The organism is Streptomyces sp. NPDC091371 (genome assembly GCF_040684275.1).
In the GTDB taxonomy this organism is placed as follows: Bacteria; Actinomycetota; Actinomycetes; order Streptomycetales; family Streptomycetaceae; genus Streptomyces.
In genome coordinates this window covers 1-17,563 of record NZ_JBFBFP010000083.1, presented here as the reverse complement: position 1 = coordinate 17,563, position 17,563 = coordinate 1, and the positions used below count along the sequence as shown (strand labels likewise).

The 17,563-nt window shown below is 72.8% G+C and carries 15 protein-coding genes; 7 read left to right on the top strand and 8 right to left on the bottom strand.

What is annotated here, in order from left to right; translation table 11 throughout:
* Positions 1–272: 272 nt before the first annotated feature.
* On the bottom strand, positions 273–662 hold the full coding sequence (locus tag AB0O21_RS39360) for a hypothetical protein (RefSeq protein ID WP_365180477.1): 390 nt from the start codon (positions 660–662) through the stop codon (positions 273–275).
* A gap of 460 nt (positions 663–1,122) precedes the next feature.
* Here AB0O21_RS39360 and AB0O21_RS39355 point away from each other — a divergent pair, with 460 nt between their 5' ends.
* Genes AB0O21_RS39355 through AB0O21_RS39340 form a run of 4 tightly spaced genes read left to right on the top strand, consistent with a single transcriptional unit; the run spans position 1,123 to position 5,401 of the window.
* Positions 1,123–3,873, top strand: a complete 2,751-nt coding sequence (locus AB0O21_RS39355) for a nitrate- and nitrite sensing domain-containing protein (RefSeq protein ID WP_365180474.1) — start codon at positions 1,123–1,125, stop codon at positions 3,871–3,873.
* Entirely contained in the window at positions 3,870–4,307 is a 438-nt protein-coding gene (locus AB0O21_RS39350; protein WP_365180471.1) for a roadblock/LC7 domain-containing protein, read from the top strand. Before AB0O21_RS39355 ends, AB0O21_RS39350 begins: the two co-directional genes overlap by 4 nt.
* A 10-nt stretch (positions 4,308–4,317) precedes the next feature.
* A complete protein-coding gene (locus AB0O21_RS39345) occupies positions 4,318–4,788 on the top strand; it encodes a DUF742 domain-containing protein (protein WP_365180469.1) in 471 nt (156 codons plus the stop codon).
* On the top strand, positions 4,769–5,401 hold the full coding sequence (locus AB0O21_RS39340; protein ID WP_365180467.1) for an ATP/GTP-binding protein: 633 nt from the start codon (positions 4,769–4,771) through the stop codon (positions 5,399–5,401). The genes AB0O21_RS39345 and AB0O21_RS39340 overlap by 20 nt, the downstream gene beginning before the upstream one ends.
* A gap of 262 nt (positions 5,402–5,663) precedes the next feature.
* Here the strand turns inward: AB0O21_RS39340 and AB0O21_RS39335 are convergent, their stop codons facing one another.
* From AB0O21_RS39335 to AB0O21_RS39320, 4 genes are all read right to left on the bottom strand, one after another.
* Complete coding sequence (locus AB0O21_RS39335) at positions 5,664–6,854, bottom strand: lipid-transfer protein (protein WP_365180464.1); 1,191 nt, start codon at positions 6,852–6,854, stop codon at positions 5,664–5,666.
* Positions 6,851–7,309 (bottom strand): zinc ribbon domain-containing protein, encoded by a 459-nt coding sequence (locus tag AB0O21_RS39330; protein WP_365180462.1) that lies wholly within the window; start codon positions 7,307–7,309, stop codon positions 6,851–6,853. The genes AB0O21_RS39335 and AB0O21_RS39330 overlap by 4 nt, the downstream gene beginning before the upstream one ends.
* 63 nt (positions 7,310–7,372) lie before the next feature.
* Positions 7,373–7,711 (bottom strand): DUF962 domain-containing protein, encoded by a 339-nt coding sequence (locus AB0O21_RS39325; RefSeq protein ID WP_365180460.1) that lies wholly within the window; start codon positions 7,709–7,711, stop codon positions 7,373–7,375.
* Between the two features lie 13 nt (positions 7,712–7,724).
* A complete protein-coding gene (locus AB0O21_RS39320; protein ID WP_365180457.1) occupies positions 7,725–8,405 on the bottom strand; it encodes a M15 family metallopeptidase in 681 nt (226 codons plus the stop codon).
* A 29-nt stretch (positions 8,406–8,434) separates the two neighbouring features.
* Here AB0O21_RS39320 and AB0O21_RS39315 point away from each other — a divergent pair, with 29 nt between their 5' ends.
* Positions 8,435–8,944 carry an NUDIX domain-containing protein gene (locus AB0O21_RS39315; protein ID WP_365180454.1) on the top strand — a complete coding sequence of 170 codons (510 nt, stop codon included), beginning with the start codon at positions 8,435–8,437 and terminating at the stop codon, positions 8,942–8,944.
* A gap of 258 nt (positions 8,945–9,202) precedes the next feature.
* On the opposite strand, the gene AB0O21_RS39310 is transcribed toward AB0O21_RS39315, so the two are convergent.
* On the bottom strand, positions 9,203–11,548 hold the full coding sequence (locus tag AB0O21_RS39310) for a glycoside hydrolase family 31 protein (protein WP_365180451.1): 2,346 nt from the start codon (positions 11,546–11,548) through the stop codon (positions 9,203–9,205).
* 225 nt (positions 11,549–11,773) lie between these two features.
* Here AB0O21_RS39310 and AB0O21_RS39305 point away from each other — a divergent pair, with 225 nt between their 5' ends.
* Both AB0O21_RS39305 and AB0O21_RS39300 read left to right on the top strand, forming a co-directional pair.
* On the top strand, positions 11,774–13,750 hold the full coding sequence (locus AB0O21_RS39305; protein WP_365180448.1) for an acetoacetate--CoA ligase: 1,977 nt from the start codon (positions 11,774–11,776) through the stop codon (positions 13,748–13,750).
* Between the two features lie 87 nt (positions 13,751–13,837).
* Positions 13,838–14,734 (top strand): hypothetical protein, encoded by an 897-nt coding sequence (locus AB0O21_RS39300; protein WP_365180446.1) that lies wholly within the window; start codon positions 13,838–13,840, stop codon positions 14,732–14,734.
* 85 nt (positions 14,735–14,819) lie between these two features.
* Here the strand turns inward: AB0O21_RS39300 and ptsP are convergent, their stop codons facing one another.
* Positions 14,820–16,490, bottom strand: a complete 1,671-nt coding sequence (gene ptsP / locus AB0O21_RS39295) for a phosphoenolpyruvate--protein phosphotransferase (RefSeq protein WP_365180444.1) — start codon at positions 16,488–16,490, stop codon at positions 14,820–14,822.
* A gap of 74 nt (positions 16,491–16,564) precedes the next feature.
* A complete protein-coding gene (locus AB0O21_RS39290) occupies positions 16,565–17,014 on the bottom strand; it encodes a PTS glucose transporter subunit IIA (RefSeq protein WP_365180442.1) in 450 nt (149 codons plus the stop codon).
* Between the last annotated feature and the right edge of the window lie 549 nt (positions 17,015–17,563).

Genomic DNA, 17,563 nt, shown 5'->3' with positions numbered 1-17,563 from the left:
GCACAACCGGCTCCTCGCCAACCCCGGTTCCGCCGAGGTCCCCGGGGCGCTGCCCGGCCCCGGCCCTCAACCGCCGGCGGGGCTGGATATTCCAGCCCCGCCGGCGTTTGAGGCGACGGCGCGAAGCGCCGTACGGGGTCCGGGGCAGAGCCCCGGGGAACGGTGGAAGGGCGGGGCGGGGAGAGGCCCCGCGCAGCGGCACCCGCACCCATCCGCACCGGCGCCCGCCAATCGGCCCGCGCAGCGCAGGGGCGACCCCGGCCAGGAGGCCTCTACCGGCGGGCGGACGCCGTCAACGGCCCGTCGTCGCGGGGTATTCGGCCCCGCCCTCCCGGCTCACCCGCGCCCCCGCCGCCCCGCCGGGTACGGGCCGTGCTGCTCGGCGCCGAGAGGACCCCGTAACGCTGGTTCCACGCCTGCCGGGTGATCCACACGTCCAGCACGCCCCAGGTGGCCACGATCGTCCCCGCGACCGCGCCGAGCGCCATCGGGAAGGCCAGCCACGACCCGGCCAGCGCGAGGTAGAACGCGATCGTGGCCACCGTCAGGGTCACGGCCACGATCATCACCGCCCGCACCGCGGAGACCCGCACCGGATCCGGCATCCGGCGCCGCCCGGCCGCCTCCTCCACCCACAGCCCGCGCCGCGCACCATCAGGCAGCGCACCGGCCGCACCCCGCGCCCCCGCCCCGCCCCCGCCCCCGCCCTCGAATCCGTTCACGGCCCGCTCTCTCCCCGACCCCGACCCCGACCCCGACCCCGCGCCCGGGGTCGTCCGTCCCGCCATGCCTACCCACCCCACCTACCCAGACAGACGTCCGGAGGGTGCGGGAGATTCCCGAATCCCGGACGCATCCACCCGCACCGAAGATCGCGGAACGAATAATTCCAGCCATCCATCCCGTTGCGGGAACCGAGGCCCCACGGGGTGTCATCTGCCACAAATCGGGCCGCAGTTGACCGGAAGTATCGGACAACTCGTGATCTTCGTCCAGGCGTCCGGCCGAAAACGTCCGGACACGCCTTCGAAGCACCTCTTGGTCAGTAGTAGGCTCACGCCGTTTAAATGACGGAACACCGACCCCCGACAACGGGGTTGAGCTGGGGAGGCTGGGGAGGCCATGCGCTTTCGCGGGAAATCCATCCGCCGGAAGATCGTGGCGTTGCTGCTGGTACCGCTCGTCTCCCTGACTGCCCTCTGGGGCTTCGCCACGGTCATCACCGGCCGTGAGGCCGTCCAACTCTTTGACGTGGCCTACGTCATCGACAAGGTCGGCTACCCAGTCGAGGACGTCTCCCGAGTCATCCAGAAGGAACGCCGCCAGACCCTCGTACTGCTCGGGGACCCCCGCGCGTCCGGGGCGATAGCCGAGCTGGCCAAGAGCCGCGCGGTCACGGACCAGGCGGTCGAGCGGATCAGCGCCAGCGCCCGGGACCCGAAGGTCATGGGCGAGTTGAGCCCGCAGAGCGCCCGGAACCTGCACTCCATCGTCGCGGCCTTCCACGGCATCGGAGCCATGCGCCGCTCCGTCGACCAGAACTCCCTCGACCCCACGCAGGCCCTGGAGCTCTACAACCGGCTCATCGACCCCTGCTACGACTTCCTCATGAACCTCCACGGTCTCGACAACGTGGAGGTCGACAAGGAGGGCCGCGCACTCGTCGGCATCAGCCGCGCCCGCGAGCTGTTCTCCCGCGAGGACGCCGTGATGGCCTCCGCCCTCGTCTCCCGCACGGTCGAGCCCACGAGCATCCGCCAGGTCTCCGACCTCGCCTCGAACCGCAAGCTGCTCTACGAGTTCAACCTCGTGACCCTCCCGGCCGAGGACCGCGAGCGGTTCGAGGTGTTCTGGGCGGGCTCGGAGACCAAGGACCTGCGCGACGCCGAGGAACGCTTCATCACCGCCGGCGCCGGCAAGAACCCGCGCAGCACCACCGCCGCCCAGTGGGACGAGGTCTCGGCCAAGGCGCTCGACGACCTCGCGGCCATGGACACCGAGGCCGGTGACCGCTACCAGCGGCGCATCGAGCCCGTCGCCATGGACGTGATGATCCAGGCCGCCGTCGCCGGCGTCCTCGGCTTCATCGCCCTGATCGTGTCGCTCATCCTCTCCGTCCGCATCGGCCGCGACCTGATCCGCGACCTGTCCCGGCTGCGCAAGGAGGCCCACGAGGCCTCCGGCGTCCGGCTGCCGAGCGTCATGCGCCGCCTCGCCGCCGGCGAGCACGTGGACGTGGAGACCGAGGCGCCCCACCTGGAGTACGAGAAGGACGAGGTCGGCCAGGTCGGCCAGGCCCTCAACAGCCTCCAGCGCGCCGCCGTCGAGGCCGCCGTCAAGCAGGCCGAGCTGCGTCGCGGCGTCTCCGAGGTGTTCGTCAACCTGGCCCGCCGCAACCAGGTGCTGCTGCACCGCCAGCTGACGCTCCTCGACACCATGGAACGCCGCACCGAGGACACCGAGGAGCTCGCCGACCTCTTCCGCCTCGACCACATGACCACCCGCATGCGCCGCCACGCCGAAGGCCTGGTGATCCTCTCCGGCGCCGCGCCCTCCCGCCAGTGGCGCAAGCCCGTCCAGCTGATGGACGTCGTACGGGCCGCCGTCGCCGAGGTCGAGGACTACGAGCGCATCGAGGTGCGCCGGCTCAGCCGCCTGGGCATCGCGGGCCCCGCCGTCGCCGACGTCACCCACCTCATCGCCGAACTCCTGGAGAACGCCACCGTGTTCTCACCGCCGCACACCGCGGTCCAGGTCCTCGGCGAGCGCGTGGCCAACGGCTTCACCCTGGAGATCCACGACCGCGGCCTCGGCATGACCCCGGAGGCGCTGCTCGACGCGAACCTCCGGCTCGCCGAGACCCCCGAGTTCGAGCTCTCCGACACCGACCGGCTCGGCCTCTTCGTCGTCAGCCGCCTCGCGCAGCGCCACAGCGTCAAGGTCGTCCTCCAGCCCAGCCCGTACGGAGGCACCACCGCGGTGGTCTTCCTGCCCTCGGCGCTGCTGACCGAGGCCCCCGAGACCAACGGCACGGGCCTGCGCCTGGAGGAGTCGGGCAAGCCCGCCTCCGAGCGGCCCGCGCCCGCCGCCGTCGAACGCGCGACGTCCGGCCGACCGCTGCCCGCCGCCGAACTGCGCGGCCCGGTCGAGCTGGAGGCCCCCCTCGGCATCAACGGGGTCGACGCCCTCGACTCCGTCCTGGACGAGAACGTCGCCACCGGCATCGCCGGCCTCACCGGCGTCGGCGGCCGCCCCGCCATGGCCACCCTCGACGACGAGACCCCGCCGGGCGGCACCCCGCGCAGCGCCCTCCTGGGGCTGCGCCCGGCCGACCGGCCGCACGGCGACCGGCACACGGAGCGGAACGGGGCCCGCCAGGGCGCCGGCCGCGAGCGCGAGCCGCTCGCGCCCACCGGTCCGGTCCGGCTGGACACCCAGCGCGCCGAGGCCGGCGTGCGCCCCGACGGCCGCCGTTCCTCGGGCGCCGTGCCGCTGCCGCGCCGCCGCCCCACGCCGACGCTGGTCGCCGAGCACGGCCGCCGTGTCGAACCCCGGCCGGTGTCCGGTGCGGCCACGTCCGCGCCGGCCTCCGAGCCCACCGCCGACGACGCCGTCGCCACCGGCGGCCTGCCCCGCCGCGTCCGCCAGGCCAGCCTGGCGCCACAGCTGAAGAACACTCCGGCACCGAAGCCCGCCGACACCGCCGCCGAACCGGTCGACCACCGGGACGCGGATGACGTACGTACGCGCATGTCAGCACTCCAGCGAGGCTGGACGGCGGGCCGCAACAAGCACGCAGAGCAGTCCGAGACCGAGGCCGGCACCCCCGCCGCCACCGGTCCCGCGAACGAGAACGAAGGGGACGGTCGATGACCGCACCGCAGACCGGCAACGACACCAGGGGCCGCGGCTCCGGCCCGCTCAACTGGCTCCTCGACGAGCTCGTCGACCGAGTCGGCTCCATCCGCAAGGCCGTGGTCCTCTCCGGCGACGGCCTGCCGACCGGGAGCTCCAACGACCTGACCCGCGAGGACAGCGAGCACCTGGCGGCCGTGGCCTCCGGCTTCCACAGCCTGGCCAAGGGCGTCGGGCGGCACTTCGACTCCGGCAAGGTCCGCCAGACGGTCGTCGAGCTCGACGAGGCCTTCCTGTTCGTGATGGCCGCCGGCGACGGCAGCTGCCTGGCCGTCCTCGCCGACGCCGACTCCGACGTCGGTCAGGTCGCGTACGAGATGACGCTCATGGTCAAGCGCGTCGGTGACCACCTGGCGACCGCCCCGCGCACCGGGCTGCCCGCCGGAGGGTGAGTCGGACCGCATGAGCGACCCAGGCCAGGACCGCCCGCACCACTCCGACGACAGCACCACCAGAAGCACCAACGACCGCCACGGGACGGACGCGTTCGCTCCCGAGCACGACCACTGGTTCGACGCCGACGCGGGCCCGGTCGTGCGCCCGTACGCCATGACCCGCGGCCGGACCAGCCACGCGGGCCAGCACCGGCTGGACCTGATCGCGCTCGTCGTCGCCGAACCGGCGGCCGACGATCCGGTCTGGGACATGACCCTGTCCCCGGAACACGCGCACATCCTCGGACTGTGCCGCGACCGGCCGCAGTCGGTCGCCGAACTGGCGGCCGACGTCGACCTCGCGGTCGGGGTGGTGCGCGTCCTGATCGGCGATCTGGTCGCCGACGAACTGGTCCACGTGACCCGGCCGGTACCTCCGGCCGAACTGCCCGATGAATCCATTCTGCGTGAGGTGATCGATGGCCTTCGGGCGCTCTAGCCGCACCGGTGCCATGCATGCCGTGTCACCGGTCGAGCCGCTGACCCTGAAGATCCTGGTCGCGGGCGGCTTCGGGGTGGGCAAGACCACCCTGGTCAGTGCGGTAAGCGAGATCCGGCCGCTGCGGACCGAGGAACGGCTCTCCGAGCCGGGCGTCGGCATCGACGACACCGGGGGAGTGGAGGGCAAGAACACCACGACCGTGGCCATGGACTTCGGGCGCATCACGCTCCGCGAGGACCTCGTGCTGTACCTGTTCGGCACACCCGGGCAGGACCGGTTCTGGTTCCTGTGGGACGAGCTGGCCCAGGGCTCGCTCGGCGCGATCGTCCTCGCCGACACCCGCCGGCTCGCCGACTGCTTCGCGGCGATCGACTACTTCGAGCGGCGCGCGATCCCGTTCGTCGTCGCGGTCAACTGCTTCGACGGTGCGGACCGGCACCCCGTGGTCACCGTACGGACGGCACTCGACCTCGACCCCGAGGTACCGGTGCTGCTGTGCGACGCGCGCGACCGCGAGTCCGTGAAGGACGTGCTGGTCGGGGTCGTCGAGCACGCGATGACCCTCGCGCGCGCCCGGCGCCTGAGCCTCAAGGCGGAGGCCGGGGCCTGACGTGGAGGCGGCCCGTACCCCCGCCGACTGGGGTACGGGCCGCAGCTCTCATGGGGGGATCGGGGTCCCGGTCGCCGCGCGGGACTGTGGAGCGAGTGTGAACCCGCCACAGGGGGCCGTCAAGCGTTGCCGCACCCCCACTTTCCCCGCCGCGGGGCAAATCCAGCCTCGCCGGCGTTTGAGGCGCGGGGGTCCGGGGGCAGTGCCCCCGGCAACGGCGCCGCACCCGGCAGGCCCACCGCCCGCACGGGCATCGGCGCGATCAGCGGACCGCGATCACGGCCGACCCGTGCCCGAACAGCCCCTGGTTGGCCGTGATCCCGGCCCGCGCCCCCGGCACCTGCCGCTCCCCGGCCGTCCCGCGCAGCTGCCAGGTCAGCTCGCACACCTGGGCGATGGCCTGGGCCGGAACCGCCTCCCCGAAGGAGGCCAGCCCGCCGCTCGTGTTCACGGGGATCCGCCCGCCGAGCGCGGTCGCACCCTCCCGTACGAGCTTGGCGCCCTCACCCTCCCCGCAGAGCCCGATGTCCTCGTACCACTCCAGCTCCAGGGCGGTGGAGAGGTCGTACACCTCGGCGAGCGACAGCTCGTCCGGCCCGAGCCCCGCCTCCTCGTACGCGGCACGCGCGATCGAGGACCGGAAGGATCCGGCCGCGGGCTCCACCGCGAGCACCGAGTCGGTGGCGATGTCCGGGAGGTCCAGCACCGTCCGCGGATAGGTCGGCGTCACCGTCGACACGGCCCGGATCCGCACCGGATCACCCACCCCGCGCGAGCGCGCGAAGTCCATGCTGCTGAGCACCAGCGCCGCGCCCCCGTCGGAGGTCGCGCAGATGTCGAGGAGCCTCAGCGGGTCGGCGACGACCGCCGAGGCCGCGACCTCCTCGGCGGTGACGCGCTTGCGGTAGCGGGCGTTCGGGTTGAGCACCCCGGCCGCCGCGTTCTTCACCTTGACCTCGGCGAAGTCCTCCGCGGTGTCCCCGTAGACGGCCATCCGGCGGCGGGCGTACAGCGCGAAGTACGCGGGGTTCGTGGCCCCGAGCACCCGGAAGCGCAGCCAGTCCGGATCGTCCGGCCGGTCGCCCCCGGCAGGCGCGAAGAACCCCTTGGGCGCCGCGTCCGCCCCGACCACCAGCACCACGTCGGCCAACCCCGCCAGGATCTGCGACCGGGCCGCCCCGATCGCCTGCGCCCCGGACGCACAGGCCGCGTACACGCTGGTCACGCGCGCGCCCTGCCAGCCGAGGGCCTGGGCGAAGGTCGCCCCGGCCACATAGCCCGGATACCCCGAGCGCACGGTGTCGGCGCCGACGATGGACTGCACGTCCGTCCAGTCCAGCCCGGCGTCGGCCAGCGCCGCGCGCGCCGCCGCCCGCCCGTACTCCACGAAACTGCGGCCCCACTTGCCCCACGGGTGCATGCCGGCCCCGAGGACGGCGACATCGGCGCTCACGCGGCCCCTCCCACCGGCTTGAACTGCCAGGTGGTCCAGGTGGTGTCGGCGTCCTCGTTCAGCACGCCGCCCACCACCTCGACCTCCGTCCCGACCGCCAGATCGGCGACGCCGACCCCGGGCGCGGCCTGGCCCAGTACGACCATCCCCTCGGCCTCCAGCTCCACCGCGACCAGCGTGTACGGCTCCCAGGGCGCGTCCGGGTCGGACACGTACGGCGCGGGCGGCCGGTAGCGCCCGTCCGTGAAGGACCAGACCCTGCCGCGCGCCGACAGCGGGACCTCGGCGAGCTCGCCGCCGCCGGGGCAGCGCGGATTGCGGCAGTACGCGTCCTCGCGCGGGAAGAACACCGCGGTACAGGCCGAGCAGCGGGTGCCGAGCAGCCGGAAGCCGCCGCCGTCCGCCGCGTCCTCGGTGAACCACCCGTTCACGACGGGTGTGCGTGTGCGTGCCAAGACCCCTCCCATGCAGAAGAACTGACGCATCGTCAGAAGTCTGTCACGGGAGGGCGGACCGGGTCACCGGTTCTGGGCGAGCCACTTCCGGGCGATCTCGCCCAGCTCCGCGTCCCGACCGGCCAGCATCATCCGGATCATCTGGGCGTCCCCGCGCAGCGACCACGCGGGATGGCCGAAGGTGGCCGGATTGTTCTTCTCGATCAGGAAATGGGCGGGCCAGGCGGTCCCGTACCCGAGCAGCGGGAGCGCGGCGAGGTACCTCTTGCGCCCCCGCGCCACCCCGTAGGCGGTCAGGGCCAGGCCCGTGAGGGTCCCGGTGAGGTGGACCCAGCGGGTGGCGGCGCGGGAGTGCATGGCGACGTAGTACGGCCAGAATTCCTCGTACGAGCTGAAAGTCATGCGGGCACGGTACTCAAGGCCGTACGGCGGCGACAGCGACCGGGAAATCGAAATACGTGTCCGGATACGCCTCGGGCTTGTACGTGAAGTGCCACCACTCCTCCGGCAGATTCACGAACCCCTCCGCGGCCAGCGCCCCCTTCAACACCTGCCGGTTGGCGCGCGCCGCGGCCGGCACCCGCGGATCGTCGGTGTTCGACAGCGGGTCGAAGAAGTCGAACGGAGTGCCCATGTCGACCTCACCGCGGCCGCCGAGCTCCTCCAGCGTCACATCGACCGTACTCCCGCGGCTGTGCCCGGACTTCTCCGCGATGTACCCCTCGGGGATCAGCCGCTCCCGCGCCACGAGCGGATAGAACTCCGCCTTCGCGGCCGCGTCTTCCGGGCCGTCCGGCTCCCGGGCCCACCGCACGAACCGGTCCACCGCACGCTGCGGCCGGTAGCAGTCGTACACCCGCAGCGAATACCCCAGCCGCAACAGCCTCCGCTGCGCCCGCCGCAACGCCTCGGCGGCCGGCCGGGCCAGCAGGCAGACCGGCTCCTCGTACCCGTCCACCACCCCGCCCGTGAAGTTCCGCGCACCGGCGTACCGCATGTCCTGCCGGACGCTCGGATCCACCTCGCGCAGCGCCACGAACCCGGCGGGCGCCGACCCGCCGGCCAGCACGGCAACCACACCCACAACAACCGTCATCCGCATGCCCCTTGGCATACCATCGCCGCATGCCGGCACAGCTGAGGGACTCGCACTGCTCCACCTGCGGAGCGCCGTACACCACCCGTACGTGGCCCCGCACGTGCGCCGCCTGCGGGGCGGTCGCCTACCGCAACCCGCTCCCGGTGGCCGTCGCCCTGCTGCCCGTCGAGGACGCGGACGGCACCGGCCTGGTGGTCATCACCCGCGCCATCGAACCGGCCCTCGGCGGCATCGCCCTCCCCGGCGGCTTCATCGACTTCGGCGAGGACTGGCGCGACGCGGTCGTCCGCGAACTCCGCGAGGAGACCGGCATCACGGCCCCCTCCTCGGAGGTGACCCTCGCCGACGCCATGAGCTCCCCGGCGGGCCACCTCCTCCTCTTCGGCCTCCTCCCGCCCCGCCCGGCCGAGGGCCTCCCGGCCCCGGTCGCAACGAACGAAACCACGGGCTGGCACGTGCTGCGCACCCCGGCGCAGCTGGCCTTCCCCCTCCACACCCGAGCGGTGGCGGCCTGGTTCGACGGCCGGTACGCCTGACCGACTCCCTCCCGCCGGGCAAATCCGGTGCCTGCCCGGCACATCCAGCCCCGGCCGGGCGAAATCCAGCCCCGCCGGCGTTTGAGGCGCGGGTCCCGGGGCGGAGCCCCGTTCCTGTACCCGCACCCACTCACCGGCCCCGGCCACCCCTGGCCCGGCCGGGCGAAATCCAGCCCCGCCGGCGTTTGAGGCGCGGGTCCCGGGGCGGAGCCCCGATCGTGAACCCGCACCCACCTACCGCCCCAGGCCACCCCAGCCTCAAAGCCCCCGCACGACCACCCCCGGCACGGCAGCCCCGGCCTCGTCCTCCACCACCACCGCGTCGCCGACCCACCGCACGGTGTACCGCTCGACCTCCCCCGGCTCGAACCCCGGCCCCGGATCCCGGATCACCACCCCGCCCCCCGTACGCCCCCGGGCCGGGGCCCACACCTCCAGCTCGACGCCATCCGACGCACCCCGTACGGGAAGCACCGCGCCGGCCCGCGCCAGCACCGGGATCCGCCCCCGCGGCGCGTCCAACAGCACCTGCCCCGGACCCTCGTGCGCCGCCCCCGTCGCCGTGTCGTACCAGCGCCCCCGCGGCAACCGCACCGCCCGCCGGTCCGCCCCGCACTCCAGCACCGGAGCCACCAGCAGCGCGTCGCCCAGCAGGAACGCGTCCTCGCAACTCCGCAGCCGCCGGTCCTCCGGGTTCCCCCACCACAGCGGCCGCACGTACGGCGCCCCCGTCCGCCGCGCCAGGTGGGCCAGCGTCACGAAGTACGGCCGCAGCCGGTCCCGTTCGGCCAGCACCGCCCGCGCCTGCTCCTCCACCTCCGCCCCGAACTCCCACGGCTCCCGCCGCCCCGCCCAGATCGCCGAATGCGTCCGGAACAGCGGCAGGTACGCCCCCAGTTGCAGCCACCGCACGTACAACTCCGGGGACGGCGAGCCCCCGAAGCCACCCACGTCCGGCCCCGAGTACGGCACCCCGCACAGCCCCAGCCCCAACACCAGCGCCAGCGAGGCCCGCAGCCCGTCCCAGCTGCTCTCCACGTCGCCGGACCACGTGCCCCCGTACCGCTGCATCCCCGCCCACCCCGACCGGGAGAACAGGAACGGCCGCTCGGCCGGCCGCAGCCGCAGCAGCCCCTCCCAGCCGGCCCGCGCCATCGCGAGGGCGTACACGTTGTGCCCCTCCCGGTGGTCGCCGCCCGCACCGTCCATCGCGTGCCGCGCCGACCTCGGCAGCGTGGTGTCCCCGAACGCGGCGAAGGACACCGGCTCGTTCATGTCGTGCCAGAAGCCCGCGAACCCCCGCGCGAGCCGCTCCGCGTACAGCCCGCCCCACCACTCCCGCACCGCCGGATCCGTGAAGTCCGGGTAGGCGCACTCACCCGGCCACACCTCACCGCGCACCTCCCGCCCCAGCGCGTCCCGTACGAACGCACCCCCGGCCCCCACCGACAGCCCGGCGGAGTGCACCGCGTCCCCCGCCTTCACCGCCGGGTCCACGATCGAGACGAGCCGCACCCCCTGCTCCCGCAGCTCCCCGGCCAGCCCCGGCAGATCGGGGAACCGCTCCTCGTCCACCGTGAACACCCGGTGCCCGTCGTAGTGGTCGATGTCCAGGTGCACGGCCGACAGCGGCAGCCCGCGCGACGCGTACCCCGACACCACCCGCCGCACCTCCGCCGCACTCCCGAACCCCCAGCGCGCGTGCTGGTAGCCCAGCGCCCACTCCGGCGGCACCGCAGCCGCACCCGTCAGCCCCGACCAGCCCTGCGCCACCCGCGCCGGCGGCCCCACAAGCACCCAGCACCGCAGCGGACCGCCCTCCATGCGCAGCTCGCTCAGCCCGGGCCGGTCCACCCCCGACCCCGCACCCTCCTCGCCCTCCCGCAGCACCACCCGCCCGTCCCAGGAGTTGTCGTGGAACACCAGGTGCGTACCCGCGTCCGCGACCACCATCTGCACCGGCATCGTCAGGTACAGCGGGTCGACCCCCGGCCCGAAGCCCCCCTTCGGATCCGTGTTCCACAGCCGGTACGTCCCGTCCCGCAGCCGGGGGCCCGTCGCCCGCCCGCCCAGCCCGAAGAACAGCGCGTCCGCCGGCACCTCGCTCCGCTGCACCCACCGCGCCCCGCCCATCCGCGGATCCACCGGCTCCCACCACCGCGGCGGCGTCTCCCGCCGCAGCACCGTCCCGCCCGGAGTGCGCACCTCCACCGCCCCGTGCCGGGACACCGCCACCGTCACCCGCTCCGACACGACCCGCCAACCACCGCCGGTGTCCGGCTCCAGCACCGCCCTCGGATCGGGCTCCGGCCCACCGCCCACCACCGCGTACGAAGGCGTCGGCCCGGCCCCGTCCCAGCCCCAGAACACCGCGCCGCCCACCATGACCCGTACGACCAGCTCCGACCGGGCGAACCGCAGCACGCCCCCGCCCGGCAGCGGCTCCGTGCCCGTCAGCAGCCCGGGCACCCGCGCCCGCTCCGCACCCCGGCGCGGAAGGCCCACCGCGTCCGCACGCCGGCGCCGCCAAGCGGAGAGCCAGGCACGCCTCCCGCGCTCCGAACCGATGTCCTGCACCACACGCACCAGATCACGACCGTTCATGCCGCTCACCCTGCCACCGGCCCCCGGCCCAGGGGGCTGCGTTCAACTGCCGTTCACCCTGGCAGGAGCCCGCCCAGGAGGCCGCGCCGCAGCTGACGGCCCTGGTGCGGATCTCGATCACGTGGCATCGTCCCTGTGGGCCGACGCGCACCCACCCCCGCGCGCAGGCACCGTACGCAACGCACACACCACGCGCGAGCCGCAGACTTGACCGGGAGCCGACCCATGACCTCAGCCACGCAGCCGGAACCCCTCTGGACCCCCGGTCCCGACCGGATCGCCGCGGCCCGGATCACCGCCTTCCAGGCCTGGGCCGCCGAGCGCCACGGAGCTCCCGCCGAGGGCGGCTACCCGGCCCTGCACAGCTGGTCCGTCGACGCGCTCGACACCTTCTGGCAGGCCGTCGCCGAGTGGTTCGACGTCCGCTTCACCACCCCGTACGAATCCGTGCTTGCGGACCGCTCGATGCCCGGCGCCCGCTGGTTCCCCGGCGCCACCCTCAACTACGCCGAGCACGCCCTGCGCGCGGCCGAGGACCCGGCCCGCGCCGACGACGCCGCCCTGCTGTACGTCGACGAGACCCACGAGACCGTCCCCGTCACCTGGGCCGAGCTCCGCCGCCAGGTCGGCTCCCTCGCCGCCGAACTGCGCGCCCTCGGCGTCCGCCCCGGCGACCGGATCAGCGGCTACCTCCCCAACATCCCCGAGGCGGCCGTCGCCCTCCTCGCCACCGCCGCCGTGGGCGGCGTCTGGACCTCCTGCGCCCCCGACTTCGGCGCCCGCAGCGTCCTCGACCGCTTCCAGCAGGTCGAGCCGGTCGTCCTGTTCACCGTCGACGGCTACCGGTACGGGGGCAAGGAGCACGACCGCCGCGACACCGTCGCCGAGCTCCGCGCGGACCTCCCCTCCCTGCGCGCCGTCGTCCACATCCCGCTCCTCGGCACGCCGGCTCCCGAGTCCGCCCTCACCTGGTCGGACCTGACCTCCGCCGCCACCGAGCCCGTCTTCGAGCCGGTTCCCTTCGACCACCCGCTCTGGGTCCTCTACTCCTCCGGCACCACCGGCCTGCCCAAGGCCATCGTCCAGTCCCAGGGCGGCATCCTCCTCGAACACCTCAAGCAGCTCGGCCTGCACTGCGACCTCGGCCCCGAGGACCGCTTCTTCTGGTACACCTCCACCGGCTGGATGATGTGGAACTTCCTCGTCTCCGGCCTGCTCACCGGTACGACGGTCGTCCTCTACGACGGCAGCCCGGGCTACCCCGACACCGGCGCCCAGTGGCGCATCGCCGAGCGCACCGGTGCCACCCTCTACGGCACCTCCGCCGCCTACGTGATGGCCTGTCGCAAGGCCGAGGTCCACCCGTCCCGCGACTTCGACCTCTCGGCCGTCAAGTGCGTGGCCACCACCGGCTCCCCGCTGCCGCCCGACGGCTTCCGCTGGCTGCACGACGAGGTGGCCGAGGACCTGTGGATCGCCTCCGTCAGCGGCGGGACCGACGTCTGCAGCTGCTTCGCCGGAGCCGTCCCCACCCTCCCGGTCCACATCGGCGAGCTCCAGGCCGCCTGCCTCGGCACGGACCTCCAGGCCTGGGACCCGTCCGGCAAGCCCGTCCTCGGCGAGGTCGGCGAACTGATCGTCACCAACCCCATGCCGTCCATGCCGATCCGCTTCTGGAACGACCCCGACGGCAGCCGCTACCGCGACAGCTACTTCGACATGTTCCCGGGCGTCTGGCGCCACGGGGACTGGATCACCATCACGGACCACGGCTCGGTGGTCATCCACGGCCGCTCCGACTCCACCCTCAACCGCCAGGGCGTCCGGATGGGCTCGGCAGACATCTACGAGGCCGTCGAGCGCCTCCCCGAGATCAAGGAATCACTGGTCATCGGCCTGGAGGAGCCGAACGGCGGCTACTGGATGCCGCTCTTCGTCCACCTCGCCCCGGGCGCCGCCCTCGACGACGCCCTCCGCGCCCGCATCAAGCAGACCATCCGCGAGGAACTCTCCCCGCGCCACGTCCCCGACGAGATCATCGAGGTCCCGGGTATCCCGCACACCCTCACCGGCAAGCGCATCGAGGTCCCCGTCAAGCGGCTCCTCCAGGGCGCGCCGCTCGCCAAGGCGGTCAACCCGGGCTCCGTCGACAACCTGGACCTCCTCCACTTCTACGAGGAGCTCGCCCGCACCCGCGGCTGAGGCCGGCCGGCCCACCATCACGGCCACTGTCAGTGGCTGTGATTACTCTGAGTGAGCAATCGATCGCACCACTCAGGGGGACCAGCCATGCCACGCAAGAACGAGACCCACAGGCGCCGCGCCCTGCGCCGCGAAGCCCCCAGCACGGTCGGCCTACTCGCCGACTCGGGGGACTTCGCGGCCATGAGCGGCTACCGCAGCTTCACCTTCGACCACCGCGACGACTACGCGGACTACCTCCGCCACGTCGAGACCCTGCTCCGCTCCCTCGCGGCCCAGGGCATCCACACCACGGTCACCCTCTTCGACCCGGAGGAGTACGCCGACTACTGCGCGGACCACGACCTCGACCCGGACACCGCCGAGACCCGCACCCGCTTCACCGCGGAGCTCGCCGGACACGGCACCGGACTGCCCTACACCGGCCAGCCCATCGACGAGCTCGTCCCGCTCCTCATCGACGAGGCCGTCCGGCAGGCCACGTGGGAGTACGCCACCACGCTCCTCGCCGAGGTCGGCGCCTGCGCGGACTGCGGCGAGGACATCGGCCACGCCTCCTTCGAGCGCGCCGCCGAAACGGCCGAACGCCTCGTGGCCGGCGCCGGACCAGGCAGCCACCACTTCGTGTGCAGCATCCCGACCGAGGCGGAACAGCTCGTCGCCGTGCTCCACGCACAGGCCCCCGACGACCCGGAGGCCGCACCGCGCATCGAGGACCGCGAGGGCCTCGACTTCGTGACGGTCCTGGCGGCCGGCCTCGCCCTCGGAGGCGCCGGGGGACTGGTCCTGCGCAGCTCCGCCGACGGCCACCGGGACCGGGTCCACGGCTGGCGCCTGGACCGAGGCCGACTCGTCGCCCTCTCGGCCGCGGCCGTCTTCAACGCCTACTGCACGGACGCCGACACCGGCGACCCCGTGGCTCCCGAACCGGGCGTCGAGTACTGCCCGGGCTACGAGGTGGACGCCCCGGGCCCCCACCACTAGCCCGGGGGGACGGGGAAACACCCGAGGGGCCCTCACCAACCGGCGAAGGCCCCTCGACTGATCGACTGCTCGACTTCTCGCCCGACTACTCGCCGGAGAGGACCGCCTGCGCGGCCACACGGGCCTCTTCGGCGGTGTCCGCCGCCCGAGCGGCGGCCGCGGCACGCTCGCACTGGGCGAGCGTGTACTTGGCGAGCGTCGCCCGCACGTACGGAATGGAAGCGGCACCCATCGAAAGGGAGGTGACACCCAGACCGGTCAGCACGCAGGCCAGCAGCGGGTCGGAAGCGGCCTCGCCGCAGACGCCGCAGCTCTTGCCCTCCGCCTTGGCGGCCTCGGCCGACATCGCGATCAGGTCGAGCAGCGCCGGCTGCCACGGGTCCTGCAGCCGCGACACCGCACCCACCTGACGGTCGGCGGCGAAGGCGTACTGCGCGAGGTCGTTCGTGCCCAGCGAAAGGAACTCGACCTCCTGCAGGATCGAGCGCGCACGCAGCGCGGCGGAGGGGATCTCCACCATCGCGCCGAACTTCGCCTTCAGACCCGCTTCGCGACAGGCGTCCGCGAACGCCCTGGCGTCGATGCGGTCGGCGACCATCGGGGCCATGACCTCGAGGTAGACGGGCAGCCCCTCCGAGGCCTTGGCCAGCGCGGTGAGCTGCGTGCGCAGCACCTCCGGGTGGTCCAGCAGCGACCGCAGACCACGCACGCCCAGCGCCGGGTTCGGCTCGTCGCCCGGGGTGAGGAAGTCCAGCGGCTTGTCGGCACCGGCGTCGAGCACGCGCACGACGACACGCCCCTCGGGGAACGCCTCCAGAACCTTCCGGTACGACTCGATCTGCTTGTCCTCGGACGGCGCCTTCTTGCTGTCGTCCAGGAACAGGAACTCGGTGCGGAACAGGCCCACACCCTCGGCCCCGGCCTCCACGGCCGCCGGCACGTCCGCCGGACCGCCGACGTTCGCCAGGAGCGGCACCTTGTGACCGTCGGAGGTCGCGCCGGGACCGGACGAGGCGGCCAGAGCGGCCTTCCGCTCCGCGGCCGCGGCCTCCAGCTCGGCCCGCTTCTCCGCGGTCGGCTCGACGAACAGATCGCCGGTGCTGCCGTCCACGGCGATGACCGTGCCTTCGGCGATCTCACCGGCACCGGGCAGCGCCACGATGGCCGGCACACCCAGCGCGCGAGCGAGGATGGCGCTGTGGCTGGTCGGCCCGCCCTCCTCCGTCACGAAACCAAGAACCAGCGCGGGGTCCAGCAGAGCCGTGTCAGCGGGGGCAAGATCCCGCGCGATCAGTACGTAGGGCTCGTCACTGTCCGGAACACCCGGCATCGGCACGCCGAGCAGCCGCGCCACGATGCGGTTGCGCACGTCGTCCAGGTCGGCCACCCGGCCGGCCATGTACTCGCCGGCCCCCGCGAGCAGATCGCGGTAGGCGGCGAACGCGTCGTACACACCGCGCTCGGCGGTGCTGCCGACGGCGATCCGACGATCGACGTCCGCCATCAGCTCGGGGTCCTCGGCGATCATCGCCTGGGCCTCGAGCACGTGCTGGGCCTCGCCACCGGCCAGCTGGCCACGTGCGATCAGGTCGGCCGCAACAGCACTCACGGCCTTACGGGCGCGCCCCTGTTCGCGCTCCGCCTCGTCCGCGGTGATCTGCTTGGCCGGCGGCTCCAGGACCGCCGTACCCATGTGCCGAACCTCGCCGATCGCCACACCGTGGCTCACGCCGACGCCTCGCAGCGTTGTCTCCATTTCACCCGTCTCCGATTGAGCGGCGGGCCGAGCCGCCGCGGTGGATGTCCGACTCGCCTCAGCAGGCGGCCAGGTCACTTCCAGCTGAAGAGCGCGTCTCCGGCCTTGACGTCCCCGTCCACGTTCACGTCGGAAAGGGACTCGACGCTGGCCTCCAGCGCCACGACCGGGCAGATCGGCGACTTGCCGGCCTGCTCCACGGCCTGCGGGTTCCAACGGATGACGGCCTGACCACGGCTCACGGTGTCGCCCTTGTTCACGAGCAGCTCGAAGCCCTCGCCGTTGAGCTGGACGGTGTCGATCCCGAGGTGCGTGAGCACACCGTGGCCATCGCCGTCGACTACTACGTACGCGTGCGGGTGAAGGGAGACGACCACACCATCGACGGGGGACACCGCCTCCGAGGGCTCACGCACGGGATCAATGGCGGTGCCCGGTCCCACCATCGCGCCGGAGAACACCGGATCCGGCACTGCCGCGAGTCCGATGGCGCGCCCGGCGAGTGGGGACGTCACGTTGGTCATGGGGGCCTCCCAGGGGTGGGGCTTCTTCGTGTCGCCGTCACTACCTGTTGCGAACGGCGTACTCTTCAGAAGGATATGTCAGAAGATGTTCGGGTTCGCCCGATGTTGGTCCCGATCCGGGCTGGTCCTTCGGCCTGGAGACTAGTGGACTAGACCGGTGGACTAGACCATACGCCTGAATCAATTTGCTTGGCCACCACCGGACCTGTACTGTCGTGACTCCCGCCAGGACGCCTCGTGTGAACTTCTCGCGAACGTCTGATGGACGGGACCCTTCCTCTTCAGTACTGATCTTGATCTCTGTCCCAATTCCCGTGCGCCGTTTTCGGTAAACGGCGAATGGTCAGGGAGCTCGAAAATCGCTGATAGGGTCGGACTCGCCGGAAAGGGAAACGCGAAAGCGAAAACCTGGAAAGCGCCGAGGAAGTCGGACACGAAAGAGTCTGATAGAGTCGGAAACGCAAGACAGCAGAACGAAAGCCCGGAGGAAAGCCCGCGAGGGTGAGTACAAAGGAAGCGTCCGTTCCTTGAGAACTCAACAGCGTGCCA

Bases quoted from the DNA above. Each gene is read 5' to 3' on its own strand.
- AB0O21_RS39350 (WP_365180471.1), top strand. From the start codon at position 3,870: ATGACCGCACCGCAGACCGGCAACGACACCAGGGGCCGCGGCTCCGGC.
- AB0O21_RS39325 (WP_365180460.1), bottom strand. From the start codon at position 7,711: ATGACTTTCAGCTCGTACGAGGAATTCTGGCCGTACTACGTCGCCATG.
- AB0O21_RS39320 (WP_365180457.1), bottom strand. From the start codon at position 8,405: ATGACGGTTGTTGTGGGTGTGGTTGCCGTGCTGGCCGGCGGGTCGGCG.
- AB0O21_RS39310 (WP_365180451.1), bottom strand. From the start codon at position 11,548: ATGAACGGTCGTGATCTGGTGCGTGTGGTGCAGGACATCGGTTCGGAG.
- AB0O21_RS39300 (WP_365180446.1), top strand. From the start codon at position 13,838: ATGCCACGCAAGAACGAGACCCACAGGCGCCGCGCCCTGCGCCGCGAA.
- AB0O21_RS39340 (WP_365180467.1), top strand. From the start codon at position 4,769: ATGGCCTTCGGGCGCTCTAGCCGCACCGGTGCCATGCATGCCGTGTCA.
- AB0O21_RS39315 (WP_365180454.1), top strand. From the start codon at position 8,435: ATGCCGGCACAGCTGAGGGACTCGCACTGCTCCACCTGCGGAGCGCCG.
- AB0O21_RS39355 (WP_365180474.1), top strand. From the start codon at position 1,123: ATGCGCTTTCGCGGGAAATCCATCCGCCGGAAGATCGTGGCGTTGCTG.
- AB0O21_RS39305 (WP_365180448.1), top strand. From the start codon at position 11,774: ATGACCTCAGCCACGCAGCCGGAACCCCTCTGGACCCCCGGTCCCGAC.
- ptsP (WP_365180444.1), bottom strand. From the start codon at position 16,490: ATGGAGACAACGCTGCGAGGCGTCGGCGTGAGCCACGGTGTGGCGATC.
- AB0O21_RS39345 (WP_365180469.1), top strand. From the start codon at position 4,318: ATGAGCGACCCAGGCCAGGACCGCCCGCACCACTCCGACGACAGCACC.
- AB0O21_RS39290 (WP_365180442.1), bottom strand. From the start codon at position 17,014: ATGACCAACGTGACGTCCCCACTCGCCGGGCGCGCCATCGGACTCGCG.